The following is a 16,028-nucleotide window of genomic DNA, read 5'->3' on the forward strand; positions in this document are numbered from 1 at the left end:
AAGCCGTTCGGCTTTACCGGCCCCTCTGACAGCCTGTCCGGTATCCGATCTCTCGGCGTTTTTTATCAAACCGGGGGATTTATCCCCTTGTAGAAGAGCGCGGCCCGGCGCTAACTCAGCCTCTATTGTACCATATCCCGCGTTCAAAATAGAGCGCAAAAGAAAAGAGCAGCTCCTGGGCTGCTCTTTCTCTGCTTTATAGGACGGCGCGCTCGGAGACGATACTCCGCCGCGTCAGCCATCTTGCTTCGCTTCTAACGCTCCATGGGCACATTCAGCTTCGTCAATGCTTGGGAAGCCGCCTGCTGTTCCGCTTCTTTCTTGGAACGTCCGGCCCCTTTGCCGAGCTGTTTGGCATCCATATAGACCTCAGCCACAAACTCTCTCTCGTGAGCCGGACCTCGCTCTTCCACGATACGGTATTCGAGCGCCCCCATATTGTGGTGCTGGGTATGTTCCTGCAGTTGCGTCTTATAATCGATCACGAGCAGCTTGCCCTCCGCTGATACATAGGGAAACACATGCTGCTGCAAAAAGAGCTTAACCGCTTCAAGCCCCTGGTCCAGGTACAGCGCTCCGATAAAAGACTCGAAAACATCGGCGAGAAGCGCGGGACGCGAACGGCCTCCCGTCATTTCCTCTCCTTTGCCGAGCTGTACGTAACTCCCGAAATTGAGCTTCTCCGCAAAGTTGACTAGCGAAGGTTCACAAACGATCGACGCCCGAAGCTTCGTTAGCTCTCCCTCTGTGCGGTGCGGATACTTGAAATACAAGTATTCCGACACCGTTAGTTCCAAAACGGCATCACCCAAAAACTCAAGACGCTCATTGTCCTGGTAATTCGCCATCCGGTGTTCATTCACATAGGAAGAGTGCGTAAAAGCCTGCCTAAGCAAATCGAGGTCTTGAAAGCGGATCTCCATGTCGGCTAGAAGCTGGTTGACGTCTCGGTTCATGTTCTCACCACCGGCCGGTTGTTAGGCTTGATATTTTTTCAAAATAATCGTTGCGTTATGTCCGCCGAACCCGAAGGAGTTGGACATGGCCACCTGAACGTCGCTCTTGCGGGGAACGTTCGGCACGTAATCCAGGTCGCATTCCGGATCCTGGTCGTCCAGGTTAATCGTCGGCGGAATGATACCGTTTTCGAGCGTAAGCCCGCAAATAACGGCTTCAACGCCGCCGGCTGCACCCAGAAGATGACCGGTCATGGATTTCGTCGAGCTGACAGCGACTTTGTAAGCATGCTCACCCAGCGCTTTCTTGATGGCCGTTGTTTCGGACTTGTCCCCGACCGGCGTACTCGTACCATGCGCATTGATGTAGTCGATCTCTTCCGGCGCGATGCCTGCGTCCTTGATCGCTTTGACCATGCAGCGGGCCGCTCCGTCCGGATCGGGCTCCGTCATATGATGCGCGTCACCGCTCATTCCGTAGCCGATGACTTCGGCGTAGATGTGGGCGCCGCGCTTCTGTGCGTGCTCAAGCGACTCCAGTACGAGGACACCCGCACCCTCACCCATCACGAAGCCGTCTCGGCCCGTGTCAAAAGGACGGCTCGCCTTCTCAGGCTCGTCGTTGCGGGTAGACATCGCACGGAGCGCGCAGAAGCCGGCAACGCCCGTCGGGCTGATGGTCGCTTCGGCTCCGCCGCAAATCATCACATCGGCATCTCCGCGCTGAATGAGTTTGAACGAATCTCCGATGGAGTGCGTTCCGGTCGCGCAAGCGGTAACCGCCGTGCTGTTCGGACCCTTCGCTCCGGTAATCATCGAGATTTGGCCTGAAGCCATATTCGCGATCATCATCGGAATGAAGAACGGGCTGACCCTCTTCGGTCCTTTTTCAAGCAGAATTTTATGCTGTTCTTCCCAAGTCGACAGGCCGCCGATTCCGGAACCGACATAAACGCCGACCCGCTCGGGATCCGTATCTTCCTGTATGTTCAAGCCGGAGCTCTTCAAGGCGTTGATGCTGGCCGCAACCGCAAACTGCACGAAGCGGTCCATTCTTCTTGCTTCACGTTTATCTATATAATCTTCGGGGTTGAAATCTTTAACGGATGCGGCGATGCGCGTCGGATACTCGCTTACGTCGAAGCTTTCGATAGCGCTAACACCGGATTTGCCCGCAAGCAGATTGCCCCAGAAAGTATCCACTTCTTGACCCAGGGAGCTCATAACTCCAAGTCCTGTAATAACAACTCTATTCACGTGTACCACCTCTGAATTAAGGGTGTTTTCTCTCGCTTTTTCTACGTTCAGAAAATGAGGAGAAGTCCCGCCTTTATGAGAACGGGACTCTTTTTAGAACGGGACTCCAAAGATTTTTACGTATGAGATTTTATGTAATTCACTACTTCTCCCACAGTCGTAATCTTCTCAGCATCTTCGTCGGAAATCTCCAGATCAAATTCATCTTCAAGTTCCATAACCAATTCTACAACATCGAGAGAATCAGCACCTAAATCTTCTTTGAAAGACGCTTCAAGGGTAACTTCAGTTTCTTCTACCCCTAAACGGTCGATGATAATTTTCTTTACGCGATCTAGTACGTCGGACATCCGGCTCACCTCCTCCTTGGTATTATACGAGAATACGAATCAAAATGCCATACTTGTCTAAGCGGGACAACCGCCGACTGCGGCACGGGCCCCGTAGGGCGTCTTACATGTACATGCCGCCGTCGACGTGAAGCGTCTGGCCGGTCATGTAGGAACCTTCGTCCGAAGCGAGGAAACGGACGATTTTCGCGATATCCTCCGGCTTGCCGAGCTTGCCGAGCGGAATTTGCTGCAGAAGGGTTGCCTTCTGCTCCTCCGGCAGCTTGTCGGTCATATCGGTGGAGATGAAGCCAGGCGCTACCGCATTGACGGTAATCCCGCGGGACGCAAGCTCCTTGGCGGACGCCTTCGTGAGACCGATGACGCCCGCTTTCGCCGCCACGTAATTGGCCTGCCCGGGGTTGCCGAGCACGCCCACGACGGACGAGATATTGATAATGCGGCCCGAACGCTGTTTCATCATGGGGCGGGTCGCCGCTTTGGTGCAGTTGAAAACGCCTTTGAGATTGGTCGCGATGACGATGTCAAAGTCTTCCTCTTTCATCCGCATAATGAGATTATCCCGGGTAATTCCGGCATTATTCACCAGTATGTCCAGACTGCCCAAGGCTTCAATCGTCTGCTTGACAAGATCTTCGGCTTCCTGGGATTTGCTTACATCGCCGCGGAGCTTAACCGCGCGTCTTCCCATCGCCTCGATCTCTTTAACGACTTCTTCCGCAGCCTGTTCGCTGCCTGCATAGTTGACTGCCACATCGGCCCCGCTTGCGGCAAGTTCCAGGGCAATCGCGCGGCCGATTCCGCGGGAAGCTCCGGTAACGAGCGCCGCTTTACCACTCAGCATGGCTTGTCCTCCCACTACATCATGAATTTGTGTGACGCTTAAATCTCGGCCTGAAGCGCCGCTTCCAGGTTGTTGACGGAAACGACTTTCACGCTCCGGCTGACTTTCTTGATCAGACCGGCGAGCACCGTCCCCGAGCCGATCTCGACGAAGGTGTCGACACCCTGCTCGATCAGCCAAGCGACGGTGTCTTCCCACAGCACCGGAGAATACACCTGGCGGACCAGAAGGTCGCGGATCTCATCCGGCGAAGTGACCGAACGCGCCGTAACGTTGGCCACGACGGGCACGGCGGCTTCCTGCAGGCTGAGGCCCGCAAGCACGTCCGCCAGCTTCTCCGACGCCGGTTTCATCAGCGAGGAGTGGAACGGCCCGCTCACTTCGAGCGGAATCGCCCGTTTCGCGCCGATTTCCTTGGCGCGGTCCACGACCGCCTGCACGCCTTCGCGGGTGCCGGAAACGACGATCTGGCCCGGGCAGTTGATATTGGCCAACTCGACTGCGCCGGTTTCAGCGCTGACGGAGCGGCAAAGCTCGTCCAGCGCCCCGCGCTCGGCTCCCAGTACGGCAGCCATCGCGCCAAGCCCGCCCGGCACGGCCTGTTCCATAAACTCGCCGCGCGCACGCACGGTGCGCACGGCATCCTCGAAGCCGAGCACGCCGGAGGCTACCAGCGCGGAATATTCGCCCAGGCTGTGCCCGGCCGTAAAGTCCGGCACGATGCCTTTTTGGCGGAACACTTCCAGATAAGCCACACTCGCGGTAAGCAGAGCGGGTTGTGTATGATACGTAATTTTCAGTTCGTCCTCGGGTCCCTCGAATACGAGAGAAGATAAGGAGTAGCCTAGTGCCTTGTCGGCCTCGTCGAAGACGCGTTTCGCTCCTTCATGAGCGTCATAAGCATCCTTCCCCATGCCGACCGACTGGGCTCCCTGTCCTGGAAATACAAAAGCTATCTTGCCCATAAACGTCAGGATTCCCCTTCCACTTTTTTACCAGACCAGCACGGACGCTCCCCAAGTCAGACCGCCGCCGAAGCCGACCAGCACTGTCGTGTCGCCTTCTTTAAGACGGTCCTGCTCGGCAGCCTCCGCCAACGCTACCGGAATGGAAGCGGCCGACATGTTGCCGTAACGGTCCAGGTTGATCATGCATTTGTCCTCGGTCAGCTCCAGACGGTTGAGCGCGGATTGGATAATCCGGATGTTCGCCTGATGCGGAATCAGAAGATCGATATCGTTTTTATGAAGTCCCGCTTTGCGAAGCGCTTCTTCCGCGGCCGATCCCATGATGCGGACCGCGAATTTGAACACTTCGCTGCCTGCCATATAGATGTAGTGAAGGCGCTGGTCGAGGCTTTCGGGGGATGCCGGATTGCGGGAACCGCCGCCGGCGATCTTAAGAAGCTCCGCACCGGAGCCGTCCGCACCGAGTTCAAAGGACTTGAATCCGCGTCCTTCCGGCACCGCGCCGATCACGACGGCACCTGCTCCGTCGCCAAACAGAATGCACGTGTTGCGGTCCGTGTAATCCGTGATCCGCGACAAGGTATCCGCTCCTATGACGAGGGCATATTTGTAAATACCGTTAGCGATAAAATTGGACGCATTGGCGAGGCCGTAGATAAAGCCGGCGCAGGCTGCGGCCAAATCGAAGGCCGCCGCGTTCTTGGCGCCCAGCTTCTCCTGCAGAATGCACGAAGCCGACGGAAACGCCATATCCGGCGTAACGGTAGCCACAATGATCAAATCCAGCTGATCCGCCGTAATTCCGGCTTTCTCAAGCGCAATGCGTGAAGCCTCAAGCGCCAAATCGGAGGTTGCCTGCTCGGGAGCCGCCATTCTCCGTTCCCGGATTCCGGTGCGCGTCACGATCCATTCATCGTTCGTCTCCACCATAGATTCCAGTTCCTGATTCGTTAAAACCCGATCAGGCACATATTTACCCGCGCCCAGAATGCCTACAGGAATGCCATTCATTAGGACCACTCACTTCCCGTTCTTGATTTCAGTAGCGATTGCGCCAACCAGGTCGTTCTGCAGCGCTGTTCTCGCCTGACGCACGGCGTTCTTGATCGCCTTCGCGTCGGACGAGCCGTGGCTTTTCAGCACGAGCCCGGTTAATCCGAGCAGCGGAGCCGCTCCGTGCTCCGTGTAATCGAACATTTCCTTGAAAGCGGACAAGCCCGGTTTCAGCACGGCCGCGGCCAGTTTGGTCAGCGTCGTACGGGTAAGTTCGGTTTTCAAAGCGGAGAAAACAGCCAATGCCGTCCCCTCCAGCGTTTTCAGCATAATGTTACCTGCAAATCCGTCGCACACGATAACGTCGTATTCGGCGCGGAGAACGTCTCGGGACTCGACGTTGCCCACGAAATTTACGGGAGCTTGCTCCAGCAGCGGATACGCCGCCTTCGTCAGCTCATTCCCTTTCATCGCTTCCGTGCCGATGTTCAGCAGACCCACGCGGGGACGGTCCATGCCGTGAACCTTGCTTCTGTATATACTGCCCATGATGGCGTATTGGAGCAGGTTTTCGGGACTGGAGTCCATGTTCGCTCCCAGATCAAGCGCGAGAACACCTCTGCCGTCCAGCGTCGGGATCATCGGCGCGAGAGCCGGGCGTTCGATGCCGGGTACCCGGCCGACGACGAGAAGCCCCGTCGTCATAAGGGCGCCGGTGTTGCCGGCCGAAATCATCGCGTCGGCTTCGCCTTCCTTGACCAGCCGGCCCGCGACGACCATCGAGGCGTCTTTCTTGCGACGTACGGCCCGGACAGGCTCGTCTTCGGCTTCGATGATCTCGGAGGCGTGGATGACACGCAGATTCGAGGGGCGCTCCGTAAGCAGCGCCTCGATCTTGGCCGAATCGCCGACGAGCAGAAGCTCGACATCGGTCCATTCCTTGGCTGCCGCCAGAGCCCCTTCCACGACGATTGCCGGGGCGTGGTCGCCGCCCATTGCGTCAATTGCGATCCGCATTGGCTTGCCCACCTTCTGTTCGTAGTTGTTCTTTCTTGGAGTGAAAGATGACGAAGCTGCCTTCGAAAACAACCTCGTCTCCGATAAACGTCTGCACATCCACCTTGGCCTTCCCCTTCGACAGGGACTTGACGTACGCTTTTGCGATACATTTCTCGCCCAGCATGGCAGAACGGATAAACCGGATGTCGGCCGAAGCGGTAAGCGCGATCGGATCGTTGATGACCGCAACGGCGAGTGAATTGGCCTGGGCGAAAATATGATGCCCACGCGCGATTTTCGTACGGGAAAAAACATGGTCTTCGGTCAGTTCAAACATGGATATGCCGCTCTTGTCGAGCTGCAAATCGATGATTTCCCCGATCACTTCATCAATGGGCAGGGAACGCACCTGGTCGTAGGAACGTTCCGCCATATGCTTGATCCGTTCGCGCAGCTCGGGTATCCCCAGCTCGAGACGGTCCAGTCGAACGGTTTGAATGCTAACCTGAAACTTGCGCATTAATTCTTCATCCGTCAGAAACGGATTATCTTCAATTGCCTGCAGCAGCTGCTGCTGACGAGTGCGTTTCGGAAGACGTTCGATGACAAGCACCACCCTGCTTGTGGAGACGGCCGGTAATATGGCCTCCTCTTATTACCTAGTACTAAAAGTAGTATATATAATTTGCGTGCAAAAGGGAAGCCTTGCGGATAAATCCGCCCCGCTCCTCCCTCTACCTTATCCGCTTACAGCTTTTGGACAAAAAAAATAGCACCTCACCTAAGATGAAGTACTATTTGTCAGCTTAATCAAATTAAGCTTGTACGATTTCTCTGCCTTTGTATGTGCCGCAGTTTTTGCAAACGCGGTGAGAAAGCTTCAGTTCTCCGCACTGCTCGCACTTAACCATGCCCGGAACTTCCAATTTGAAGTGGGTACGGCGCTTGTCGCGGCGGGTTTTGGATGTTTTTCTGAACGGTACTGCCATGAATTCCACCTCCTTAACGTAATCCCCATATCCCTACGAGTTGAAAAAATCAGCCAGACCGGCCAGTCTCGGATCGATCCGTTCGTTCTTGCAGCCGCAGTCGCGTTCGTTGCGGTTCGTTCCGCATTCGGGACAAAGCCCTTTGCAGTCTTCCCGGCAAACCGGCGCCAGCGGCAGCTCAAGCTGTATATTCTCTTCAATGTAAGGGTTCAATTCCACTTTATCTTCGCGAACCAGATGAACGATCTCTTCCTCATCCTCGGAAGCCTGCGCTTCCACTTCCGGTTTCGAAGTAAAAATTTCCCGAAAGGGAATGTTCAACGTCTGCTTGAACGGAGTCAAACAACGGGAACAGCCAAACTCAAGCTCGACGGAAACACGGCCGGTTACTTCCACGACGTCGGACGCCGCTTTCGCCTCCAGATCCGTAACGATCGGTCCTGCGGACAAAATATCCTTGCGGCCCTTCAGCAGCGTTTCGCTGTTAAGCGATTCGCGGATGGCAACAGGCTGTCCTTTGGCCATGATGTCTTTAAGTTGAATCCACATGTTTTTATCACCTCAAACAAACAAAGATAATTATAGCTATTATTCTTCCGGTTTGTCAATCATTTCGGAGGAAGCTCCGCCAAATACTTTAGGGCGTCGTCCATCGTCGCGACGGGAACGATCTTCATCTTCGTTCCGATTTCCTTGGCGCGGGCCAAAGCATCCGTGTAATTGTAGATCGTACCTTTGTCTGTTTTGAGATCCTGGGGAGCAAAAAAGATTTCGGCTCCTTCGCGGTCGGCCGCGATGATTTTATGCTTGATACCGCCGATAACGCCTACTTTGCCGTCCGTGTCGATCGTTCCGGTTCCCGCGATTTTGTGCCCCTTCGTGATGTCCTCGGGGAGCAGCTGGTTGTAAATCTCCAAGGAAAACATCAGACCTGCCGACGGTCCGCCTATTTCGCCCGCTTTAATGGTAACCTGCTTGGAGGGATCGTCCGCCTGGACACTTTGCATTTCGGCCATCGTAATCCCGATTCCCACGCGGCTCTTGCCCGTGTCTTTATCGGGCGGCAGCTTGGCCAGCGTGAGCGGCGCCGTCATCTCTTTATTTCCGCGGATGAAGGTCAGCGTAACGGTGTCTCCTTCTTTCTTGTTTTCCAGAAAGGCAAAAAGATCCTGAGAAGTTTGGATCTTCTTCTCGTCCGCTTTGGTGACCTTGTCTCCGGCCTGCATCACTTTCTCCGCGGGAAGACCCGGCGAGAGGCCCGTGACCATGACGCCCTCTCCTTTTATATGGAAAGGAACGCCCGCCTTCTTGTAAGCGGTCTGGATCGCGTCGCTTTGGGAAGTCAGCATGACGAACTGCTGCTGCTGGCTGTAATCTTTCTCGGACATCCCCCGGAGGACATCTTTCTTGAGCTGAAGTTCGTCGTATTTGTTGGCCAAGGACCACAGATACGTCACTACGTTCGCATTGGCCACCCGGACCGTAACGAGCATAAGCGAGCCTTTCTCATCGGTATTGTCGCTCTTGGGGACGCTGACCATCGGGTGCACGGCCTCAGCCGTACCGGGCATATAAATAAAAAAAGGCAGAGGAACGTAAAACAGGATAACAAAACAGAGAAAGCCGACAAGAAGCGACGTAAAAAAACGCCTGGAACGCCTCTGCGGATGCGCCCGGCGGATGACGGGCCTCTCCCGGACATTGTCCCCGTTCTCGAAGCCGGTTTCCCGTTCGCGTTCTTCTTGTCCCTGTTCGTCGTTGTAACGCTGGTTTTCATGATCTTTGTCGTTCATTTCAAGGGTTCCCTCCCGTTCCGTTTCCGAAAATCGGAGAATGGATGTTTGTTAGTGTATGCGGGGCGGGCTTGGTCTAAACATCTTCGGTCCGGCGTACACATGTAGCAAACGAATCGAGGTGTTTACATGCCGAAATCCCTAACGCACCGCGGCGGCGGGTATCGTACCACGCTTCTGCTCGGCAGTCTTGCGGCCGCCCTGGTCGCGTCGATTATCGCTTTTCCGGACAAGGCGCTCCAGGCATCTCTGGAGGGCATCACGATCTGGTGGAACATCGTATTTCCGGCGCTGCTGCCGTTTATGATTCTTACCGAGCTACTGCTCGGTTTCGGTGTCGTTCACGCCCTCGGCACCCTGCTGGAGCCGCTCGCGCGGCTCCTGCTCCGCCTGCCGGGCACGGGCGGTCTGGCGCTCGCCGCGGGAGCCCTGGGCGGATTTCCGAGCGGCGCCCTCTTCACGGCCAAGCTCCGCGGCCGGAAGCTGCTTACGCGCGGCGAAGGCGAGCGCCTGCTGGCGCTGTCGCATCTGGCAAGCCCGGTGCTGATCGTCACCGTGATCGGCACCGGGTTCCTGCACAGCCCGCGCCTGGGGCTTCTGCTGGCCGGCGTGCATTACGGCGGCGCACTGCTGCTTGGCTTCGTGCTGCCTTCGCAGAAGAAGCCGGCGGGCGCGCCTGCGCCGGGGCAGCCTGAATCCGCGGACGGAGCCGGGGATTCGGGGGGAGCCGCCGGCGGGTCCGCCGCGGAGCCTGCCCGCGCGCACACGGGCTCGGGCGACGCGCGGGGGCGTGCCGTGCGGGCGGACGCGCCTGCGCCCGGCGGCGAGGCGCCGCCCGTGAAGCGCCGCGGGGCGGGAAGCGGTGCCTCCGGCGCTCCCCTGTGGCGGCAGGCCGCAGGCAGCCTGGTCCGCGCCCGCAGCGAGGACGGCCGCGCGTTCGGCCAGCTGCTCGGCGAGGCCGTGACAGCTTCGGTGCAGTCGCTGATGGTCATCGGCGGCTATATTATGATTTTCTCCGTCATCATTCACATGCTGACTATGCCGGATATGCTCCAAGCCGCAGGCGGGCTCCTCGGACTGCCCGTAGGGCCGGACCTGCTGCATCATCTGGCCTCCGGCTTGTTCGAGCTTCACTTGGGCGCTCATGCCGCGGCGGGTGAGCAGGCGCTTCCACAAGGCATCAAACTCGCCTTAATCGCAGCTTTTCTCGGCTTCGGCGGATTATCTTCCCACGCACAGGCCCTGAGCGCCGCCTACGGCGCCGGTCTGCGGTATCTCCCTTTTCTGATGGCGCGTCTGCTTCATGCCTGCTTTTCGTACCTGCTTGTTCTCCTGTTATGGCGTTTCACAAGCGGGTTGTTTCCATCTGTGCCTTCCGGACGGCAAACGCTCGAAGTCTCGGGAACTCTGTCCCCTATAGCTAGGACAGGAGAAGGGGCTTTGTTTTCTTCCTTGAGCATTTGGATGCCTGCCTTCGCGCAGCTTGGCTTTCTTCTGCTCGTGCTGGCTGCAGGCTGCATTCTGTCCTATGCACTGCATGCATTTGCGCAGCGAAGACTCCATACGGGCCCTAAAGCCTGACAGGCCCTTAAAAGAAGGAGGAAGCCTGCGCCCGGCAGCCTTCCTGGACCTACGGTTGCCGTGTGTTTGCGGCAAATTTCAATTTCAGCTCTTCTTCCACTTCCCGGGGAACGAAATGGGAAACCGGACCGTGGAAACGGGCAATTTCTTTTACGATGCTGGAGCTGAGGAAAGAATACTGCGGCGAAGAGGTCATAAAGAACGTTTCGACTTCTTCATTTAATTTGTTGTTCATCGTCGACAACTGCAGCTCGTATTCGAAATCGGAGACCGCCCGAAGTCCCCGGACAATAATATGTACATCTTTGGACTCCATGTAGTTGATCAGAAGATCCCGGAACCCGTCCACCTCGACGTTCGGAATGTCCCTCGTTACTTTCGTCAGAAGCTCAATCCGTTCTTCCAATGAAAACAAAGGATTTTTCGACGTGTTATTCAGGACGGCTACGATTAATTTATCAAAAACTTTCGCCGCCCGGCGGATAATGTCCAAATGGCCGTTCGTCACGGGATCGAAGCTTCCCGGATAAACCGCTATTTTCAATCGTGGTTTTTCCTGATGCACAGCTGTGTCAGCTCCTTCTTCATGTTCGGTTTCAGTTCAGCCCGGTGTCTTCAAAGGTGTACAAGGTCACAGCCGTATCCCCGTAATCGGCACGCCGCTGCATGACAAAACCCTCGAAAACCTCAGGAAGCTTATCCGCGGCGTCATGTTCCACCACGATCGTCGCCCCCTGCTCGAGCAGTCCCAATCCCTTCATCTTTTGCATAAGTTCTCCGGTAATTTTAAACCGGTAAGGCGGGTCCAGGAAAACAAGCCCGAACTGCTTACCCCGTTTCTCCAGAGCTTTCAGTGCCCGTCCCGCATCATTGCGGTATATTTCCGCACGATCCGTCAATCCGGTAACCTCCAGATTGTGGCGCACGGTATCCAGACTTTTTTTCTCCAGGTCGATAAATATGCACGTGTCCAGCCCCCGGCTCAAAGCCTCTATCCCGAGGCCGCCGGTTCCGGCGAACAGATCCAGTCCCGTACCCCCGTCAAAGTAAGGCCCGATCATCGAAAAGATCGCCTCCTTGACCTTATCGGTCGTCGGACGCGTGCTCATCCCGGGTACGGCCTTTAAAGAACGGCCCCGGGCACTTCCAGAAATCACTCTCATACGCTGAATTCCCCATTGTAATGTTCTTGTCGGTTTTCTGTTATCGTACCACAATCTTTGTTCGTTGCACAAAAAGGCTTTGAAAAAAATTTCCTGTCCGTGTATAGCCTGTCTTTTTTTCGGATATGATTGAATTATCGACATCAAAAGTGTCGTAGACAACCGCGGAGAAGACTTACGTTTCCCCATAAGCTCTTCGTCCGGTTTCTCCTCTCCCATGAAAGGCCCTCGTAGTGATACGGGGGCCGATTTTTATTTCCTGATAGCTGTTGCCGCCGCTCTCGCGATCGTGTTCCAAACCCCGTTCGGAGGGTTAAATGAGCAAGAACTTAGTTGCAAAACGGGGTCTCTTTTGGTTTGGACGGAAAGATTGGTTATAATGAAACGTTCCTCTTTAATTTAAAATCCCCGCTCCGTATGATAGAGACTAATCCAAACGATCCCATGAGGTGACTATTTTGAACGAAGGCTTTATTACAACCCTAGATTTTCAAGACACGGAGCTCGTACGCAGTCTGTATGAATTACAGCGGGCCTCTTACTTGATTGAAGCTAAACTTATCGATTTCTATGAGATTCCGCCGTTAAAAGAGACTTTCGAAGAATTTCTGACATGCGGCGAAGAGTTTAGAGGTTATTTCCTTGACAATCAGCTCGCGGGAGCCGTTTCCTGTACGGTTGAGGAGAAAACGGTCACGATTTGCCGGATGGTCGTCCACCCGGATCATTTCAAGAAGGGCATCGCCCAGCAGCTTTTAAACACGCTGGAGTCCGACATGGGTCACGTCCCCCTATTCAAAGTAGCAACGGGAAAGGACAACGTTCCGGCGAAAAATTTGTATTTGAAAAACGGCTACAAGCATGAACGCGACCTGGAAGTCGCACCGGATTTTTACATCAGCTTTTTTCAAAAGACGGTCAGTTAAGTATTTTCCCGGACGACGGGGGTAGCTCCTGCAACAACCGCAAACCGAACAAAACCGCCTCGCTAAACGGGGCGGTTTGTTTTTCTCTTATGCACGAACGGGTCTATCCGAACAGATGCTGCGCTTCTTTCGTGTTCTCCTGCACGATACGATAGGTAGACCTTCCCATATACAAGGGAATTTGAAGTTTGCCCAAATCAGGCAGGCCATTGTCCAAAAACAATTCCTCGTCCTTGTACCGCTGGAGAATTTCTCCGGCGATCCATTCGTGGTCCCCGTAAGTCCGGATCTCCATGACTCTGCACTCGTAGGCATAGTACGCATCCCTCAAAACAGGAATATCAGCCGCAAGTCCGTCGTCATAAGCAATGCCGAACTCCTTGTACTTGTCCATGTCTCTTCCGCTGAACGTTCCTACCGCCTGTATGAGCTCCGACCGGGAACCCGGAAGAAAATGAACCCCGAACACGCCGCTTTTTTCAATTAGAGAGTAGGTATGGGTCTCTTTCCTTAAAGAAATCCCGTATATGCCGGGAGAGGAACCTATGTACGTGTGCCAGCCGGAAGCCATCACATTTTGCCGGCCTCCATGGCGTGAAGTCACGACGGCAACCATCCCCGGATAACTGTACCATGCCTGATCGTCCGTAGGTGTTCTCATAATAACCCCCTTTCCGGTCTCAGCCGCCATTCGCAAGCGGACCTTTTCCGATGCTTCCGCAAACAGTTAAGGCAGTTTTTTGACACCCATCACATGATCGAGCGGGATAAACCCGATCTTCCGGCTGTCATCGCTGTGGTTGCGGTTATCTCCCATCACGAAAACATGGCCTTCCGGCACCGTCCACTTATGATCGGAAACGAACTCCATCGTTTCTTTTATGTACGGCTCCTCGAGCACTTGACCGTTCCGGTACACCTGATGATCTTTGAACTCCAGAACGTCCCCCGCTTTGCCGATCACTCTTTTGACGTAAAAGGTTCTCTCATTCGCGCTTCCTGTAATCAGCTGAATGACCGGCTGTTCCATAAAGCTGTCCTTAAACGTACGCGGACGGTCCACCCGGCTGTCGATGACGACAATGTCCCCGTATGCCGGTTCCTGAGCAAGGGTATGCACCAGTTTGGAGATATAAATGCGCTCCTCGTCCTGAAGCGTGGGCTCCATGGAATGCCCGTCAACTTTGTAGGGCTGGAAAACGAAAATACCGATAAACAGGACGAGGACAAACGAAACGCCGATAGACCCGGCCCAACCCATCGCTTCCTTGAAAATTTTCACTAAGACATCTTCCTTTCTAAACCTTATTCCCTAAATTATACCACGCTCTTAGGCATCTTGCGAAAAACGGCGCACCGGTACTTCGTCTGTCTATCCCCACCTGTTTCCATTGCTTTCACCCGCCCTCCTGGTGTATAATTGTAGCAACTTAAAATTGCAGTTCCCGGAGGAGCCTGTCACCAAGGCCTTGCTATGTCTACATAGCGGGTTTTGGTAACGGGCTCTTTTTGCATGCTTTTACGGATTCCGGGACTACAATAAGAAAGCAAGGAGTGTGAGGCGGTACGTGCTAATTTTTCAACTGGCTATTATTTTGCTCGCGTCGAAACTGGCCGGGGATATCAGTGTCCGGCTGGGTCAGCCTTCGGTTCTCGGAAAGCTTCTTATCGGGATTGTGCTGGGACCTAATCTTCTCGGACTTGTGTCGAATACGGATGTGCTGCAGGAAATCAGTCAAATCGGGGTCATTCTGCTGATGTTCATCGCGGGCCTCGAAACCGATACGGAGGAGTTTAAACGTACGGGCAAAGCCTCTGGTTACGTCGGAATCGCCGGCATTATCGTCCCGTTCGGCCTCGGTTATCTCGCCGGCATCCTGCTGAATCAATCTCCGCTGGAAGCTTCGTTTCTCGGCCTTCTCCTGTCCGCGACCAGCGTCAGCATCTCGGTCCAGGCGCTCAAGGAGATGGGCAAGCTGAAGTCCAGAGAAGGAACGACCATCCTCGGAGCGGCTGTCATCGACGATGTGCTGGTCATCATCGCGCTCGCTTTTCTGATGAGCATGGCGGGCGGAGACGTTAATTTAGGCCTGATTGTCGTGAAAAAAGTCGTTTTCTTCGCGGCCGCTCTTCTTTTCGCCTGGAAGGCGGTCCCTTGGATCTTGAAAAAATTCGCTCCCCTTCGTGTCACGGAGACGGTACTCTCCGCCGCTCTTATCATCTGCTTCGGTTACGCCTATTTTGCGGAATATGCCGGAGTTGCGGCCATTATCGGCGCTTATATCGCCGGAGTCGCCATCAGCCTGACGAATTACAAGCACGAAGTGTTCGAAAAAGTGGAGACGATCAGCTACTCCATCTTCGTTCCCGTTTTCTTCACGTCCATCGGAATTACCGTGCAATTTCAGGGAATCTCCTCTTCGATCGGGCTTATCGTGATCCTCAGTCTTCTTGCCATCGCGACGAAGCTGGCCGGTTCCGCCATCGGCGCCAGACTTGCCGGATTCAAGTGGCGCAGTTCTCTAGCCATCGGTGCAGCCATGGTATCCCGCGGCGAAGTCGCCTTGATTATTGCCGCCATCGGTCAGGAGTCCGGACTGCTTTCCGAAGAAATGTTCGCGGTCATTGTCGTGGTCGTTCTCGTGACAACTATCGTCACCCCGCCGATGATGAAGCTCTTTTTCAGCGAAAAGAGCGCCCCTGCCGCGGCACGGAATACCGCCGAGTAATTTGCGCCTGACACAAAAAAACGCCTCTCAGCCCGTTAGAATCGGCTGAGAGGCGTTTTTGCACACCGCGCGCAAGCTTCCGCTTACGCGGTGCAGCGTCGCATGACCGGGCACCCGCATGCGTGCAAGGCTTCCGGCGCGCGGTGCAAGCTTCACGAAGTCTCGCATAACGCGCGGCGTGAAGCCGGGGAAACGTTCCGGCTTTCCACGACCTCGAAGTGGTAGATCGTGTTCCGGGTGAGCACCCGGAACTCCGCTCCGTCCCGGTCGATGGCTTGAACCCGGGTTGTCTGGAAAGACCGGAAATCGTCCACCCGGCAGAGTACCATGGAACTTCCCACTTCCGTGGGTTTCATTTCTTGCAGGATGGTTCCGAGCATTTGATCGTATCGGAATGAGGTGGCGCGTTTAGGCGTCATACCGTCATTTTCATAAATTTGCAGCAGTTTAAGGTAACTCATCTTCGTCCCTCCTCATTTG

The 16,028-nt window shown here is 55.1% G+C and carries 19 protein-coding genes; 3 read left to right on the forward strand and 16 right to left on the reverse strand.

The annotated features are described in order from the left end of the window. Positions 1 to 254: 254 nt before the first annotated feature. The 11 genes from rnc to HMPREF1207_RS03840 form a co-directional block, all read right to left on the reverse strand. Complete coding sequence (rnc, locus tag HMPREF1207_RS03790; RefSeq protein WP_009673364.1) at positions 255 to 956, reverse strand: ribonuclease III; 702 nt, start codon at positions 954 to 956, stop codon at positions 255 to 257. A gap of 21 nt (positions 957 to 977) precedes the next feature. Beyond that, on the reverse strand, positions 978 to 2,213 hold the full coding sequence (fabF, locus tag HMPREF1207_RS03795; RefSeq protein ID WP_009673365.1) for a beta-ketoacyl-ACP synthase II: 1,236 nt from the start codon (positions 2,211 to 2,213) through the stop codon (positions 978 to 980). Positions 2,214 to 2,329: 116 nt separating this feature from the next. Then, positions 2,330 to 2,563 (reverse strand): acyl carrier protein, encoded by a 234-nt coding sequence (acpP, locus tag HMPREF1207_RS03800; RefSeq protein ID WP_009673355.1) that lies wholly within the window; start codon positions 2,561 to 2,563, stop codon positions 2,330 to 2,332. Between the two features lie 103 nt (positions 2,564 to 2,666). Beyond that, complete coding sequence (fabG, locus tag HMPREF1207_RS03805; RefSeq protein ID WP_009673376.1) at positions 2,667 to 3,407, reverse strand: 3-oxoacyl-[acyl-carrier-protein] reductase; 741 nt, start codon at positions 3,405 to 3,407, stop codon at positions 2,667 to 2,669. Between the two features lie 38 nt (positions 3,408 to 3,445). Next, positions 3,446 to 4,372: an ACP S-malonyltransferase gene (gene fabD / locus HMPREF1207_RS03810; RefSeq protein WP_009673366.1), complete on the reverse strand. Its 927-nt coding sequence runs from the start codon at positions 4,370 to 4,372 to the stop codon at positions 3,446 to 3,448. 27 nt (positions 4,373 to 4,399) lie between these two features. Then, positions 4,400 to 5,386 carry a beta-ketoacyl-ACP synthase III gene (locus HMPREF1207_RS03815; RefSeq protein WP_009673372.1) on the reverse strand — a complete coding sequence of 329 codons (987 nt, stop codon included), beginning with the start codon at positions 5,384 to 5,386 and terminating at the stop codon, positions 4,400 to 4,402. Between the two features lie 9 nt (positions 5,387 to 5,395). Then, positions 5,396 to 6,385, reverse strand: coding sequence for a phosphate acyltransferase PlsX (gene plsX, locus HMPREF1207_RS03820; RefSeq protein ID WP_009673369.1), 990 nt, complete (start codon positions 6,383 to 6,385; stop codon positions 5,396 to 5,398). Beyond that, on the reverse strand, positions 6,369 to 6,983 hold the full coding sequence (fapR, locus tag HMPREF1207_RS03825) for a transcription factor FapR (protein WP_036739470.1): 615 nt from the start codon (positions 6,981 to 6,983) through the stop codon (positions 6,369 to 6,371). The genes plsX and fapR overlap by 17 nt, the downstream gene beginning before the upstream one ends. 199 nt (positions 6,984 to 7,182) lie before the next feature. Further along, positions 7,183 to 7,356, reverse strand: coding sequence for a 50S ribosomal protein L32 (gene rpmF, locus HMPREF1207_RS03830; protein ID WP_009673368.1), 174 nt, complete (start codon positions 7,354 to 7,356; stop codon positions 7,183 to 7,185). A 33-nt stretch (positions 7,357 to 7,389) separates the two neighbouring features. Then, positions 7,390 to 7,905: a YceD family protein gene (locus HMPREF1207_RS03835; RefSeq protein WP_009673378.1), complete on the reverse strand. Its 516-nt coding sequence runs from the start codon at positions 7,903 to 7,905 to the stop codon at positions 7,390 to 7,392. A 59-nt stretch (positions 7,906 to 7,964) separates the two neighbouring features. Beyond that, complete coding sequence (locus tag HMPREF1207_RS03840; protein ID WP_009673379.1) at positions 7,965 to 9,149, reverse strand: SepM family pheromone-processing serine protease; 1,185 nt, start codon at positions 9,147 to 9,149, stop codon at positions 7,965 to 7,967. Between the two features lie 129 nt (positions 9,150 to 9,278). On the opposite strand from HMPREF1207_RS03840, the gene HMPREF1207_RS28435 reads away from it, so the two are divergent. After that, positions 9,279 to 10,730, forward strand: a complete 1,452-nt coding sequence (locus HMPREF1207_RS28435) for a sporulation integral membrane protein YlbJ (protein ID WP_016423456.1) — start codon at positions 9,279 to 9,281, stop codon at positions 10,728 to 10,730. A 49-nt stretch (positions 10,731 to 10,779) separates the two neighbouring features. On the opposite strand, the gene coaD is transcribed toward HMPREF1207_RS28435, so the two are convergent. Continuing rightward, positions 10,780 to 11,295 (reverse strand): pantetheine-phosphate adenylyltransferase, encoded by a 516-nt coding sequence (gene coaD, locus HMPREF1207_RS03855; protein WP_009673015.1) that lies wholly within the window; start codon positions 11,293 to 11,295, stop codon positions 10,780 to 10,782. Between the two features lie 31 nt (positions 11,296 to 11,326). Further along, on the reverse strand, positions 11,327 to 11,893 hold the full coding sequence (gene rsmD, locus HMPREF1207_RS03860; RefSeq protein WP_036739794.1) for a 16S rRNA (guanine(966)-N(2))-methyltransferase RsmD: 567 nt from the start codon (positions 11,891 to 11,893) through the stop codon (positions 11,327 to 11,329). A gap of 449 nt (positions 11,894 to 12,342) precedes the next feature. On the opposite strand from rsmD, the gene HMPREF1207_RS03865 reads away from it, so the two are divergent. Beyond that, on the forward strand, positions 12,343 to 12,819 hold the full coding sequence (locus HMPREF1207_RS03865; protein WP_231392006.1) for a GNAT family N-acetyltransferase: 477 nt from the start codon (positions 12,343 to 12,345) through the stop codon (positions 12,817 to 12,819). A gap of 103 nt (positions 12,820 to 12,922) precedes the next feature. Here the strand turns inward: HMPREF1207_RS03865 and HMPREF1207_RS03870 are convergent, their stop codons facing one another. Both HMPREF1207_RS03870 and lepB read right to left on the reverse strand, forming a co-directional pair. Next, on the reverse strand, positions 12,923 to 13,480 hold the full coding sequence (locus tag HMPREF1207_RS03870; protein WP_009673010.1) for a flavin reductase family protein: 558 nt from the start codon (positions 13,478 to 13,480) through the stop codon (positions 12,923 to 12,925). Between the two features lie 66 nt (positions 13,481 to 13,546). Continuing rightward, positions 13,547 to 14,080, reverse strand: coding sequence for a signal peptidase I (lepB, locus tag HMPREF1207_RS03875; RefSeq protein ID WP_036739796.1), 534 nt, complete (start codon positions 14,078 to 14,080; stop codon positions 13,547 to 13,549). 307 nt (positions 14,081 to 14,387) lie between these two features. Between lepB and HMPREF1207_RS03880 the strand changes: the two genes are divergently transcribed. Then, entirely contained in the window at positions 14,388 to 15,548 is a 1,161-nt protein-coding gene (locus HMPREF1207_RS03880; RefSeq protein WP_009673012.1) for a cation:proton antiporter, read from the forward strand. A 152-nt stretch (positions 15,549 to 15,700) separates the two neighbouring features. Here the strand turns inward: HMPREF1207_RS03880 and HMPREF1207_RS03885 are convergent, their stop codons facing one another. Then, on the reverse strand, positions 15,701 to 16,009 hold the full coding sequence (locus tag HMPREF1207_RS03885) for a hypothetical protein (protein ID WP_009673019.1): 309 nt from the start codon (positions 16,007 to 16,009) through the stop codon (positions 15,701 to 15,703). Positions 16,010 to 16,028: the final 19 nt, after the last annotated feature.

The organism is Paenibacillus sp. HGH0039, assembly GCF_000411255.1.
GTDB lineage: Bacteria > Bacillota > Bacilli > Paenibacillales > NBRC-103111 > Paenibacillus_F.

Bases quoted from the DNA above. Each gene is read 5' to 3' on its own strand.
- fabG (WP_009673376.1), bottom strand. From the start codon at position 3,407: ATGCTGAGTGGTAAAGCGGCGCTCGTTACCGGAGCTTCCCGCGGAATC.
- rnc (WP_009673364.1), bottom strand. From the start codon at position 956: ATGAACCGAGACGTCAACCAGCTTCTAGCCGACATGGAGATCCGCTTT.
- HMPREF1207_RS28435 (WP_016423456.1), top strand. From the start codon at position 9,279: ATGCCGAAATCCCTAACGCACCGCGGCGGCGGGTATCGTACCACGCTT.
- HMPREF1207_RS03815 (WP_009673372.1), bottom strand. From the start codon at position 5,386: ATGAATGGCATTCCTGTAGGCATTCTGGGCGCGGGTAAATATGTGCCT.
- HMPREF1207_RS03835 (WP_009673378.1), bottom strand. From the start codon at position 7,905: ATGTGGATTCAACTTAAAGACATCATGGCCAAAGGACAGCCTGTTGCC.
- plsX (WP_009673369.1), bottom strand. From the start codon at position 6,385: ATGCGGATCGCAATTGACGCAATGGGCGGCGACCACGCCCCGGCAATC.
- HMPREF1207_RS03885 (WP_009673019.1), bottom strand. From the start codon at position 16,009: ATGAGTTACCTTAAACTGCTGCAAATTTATGAAAATGACGGTATGACG.
- acpP (WP_009673355.1), bottom strand. From the start codon at position 2,563: ATGTCCGACGTACTAGATCGCGTAAAGAAAATTATCATCGACCGTTTA.
- rsmD (WP_036739794.1), bottom strand. From the start codon at position 11,893: ATGAGAGTGATTTCTGGAAGTGCCCGGGGCCGTTCTTTAAAGGCCGTA.
- rpmF (WP_009673368.1), bottom strand. From the start codon at position 7,356: ATGGCAGTACCGTTCAGAAAAACATCCAAAACCCGCCGCGACAAGCGC.
- fabD (WP_009673366.1), bottom strand. From the start codon at position 4,372: ATGGGCAAGATAGCTTTTGTATTTCCAGGACAGGGAGCCCAGTCGGTC.
- HMPREF1207_RS03840 (WP_009673379.1), bottom strand. From the start codon at position 9,149: ATGAACGACAAAGATCATGAAAACCAGCGTTACAACGACGAACAGGGA.
- HMPREF1207_RS03870 (WP_009673010.1), bottom strand. From the start codon at position 13,480: ATGAGAACACCTACGGACGATCAGGCATGGTACAGTTATCCGGGGATG.
- lepB (WP_036739796.1), bottom strand. From the start codon at position 14,080: ATGGGTTGGGCCGGGTCTATCGGCGTTTCGTTTGTCCTCGTCCTGTTT.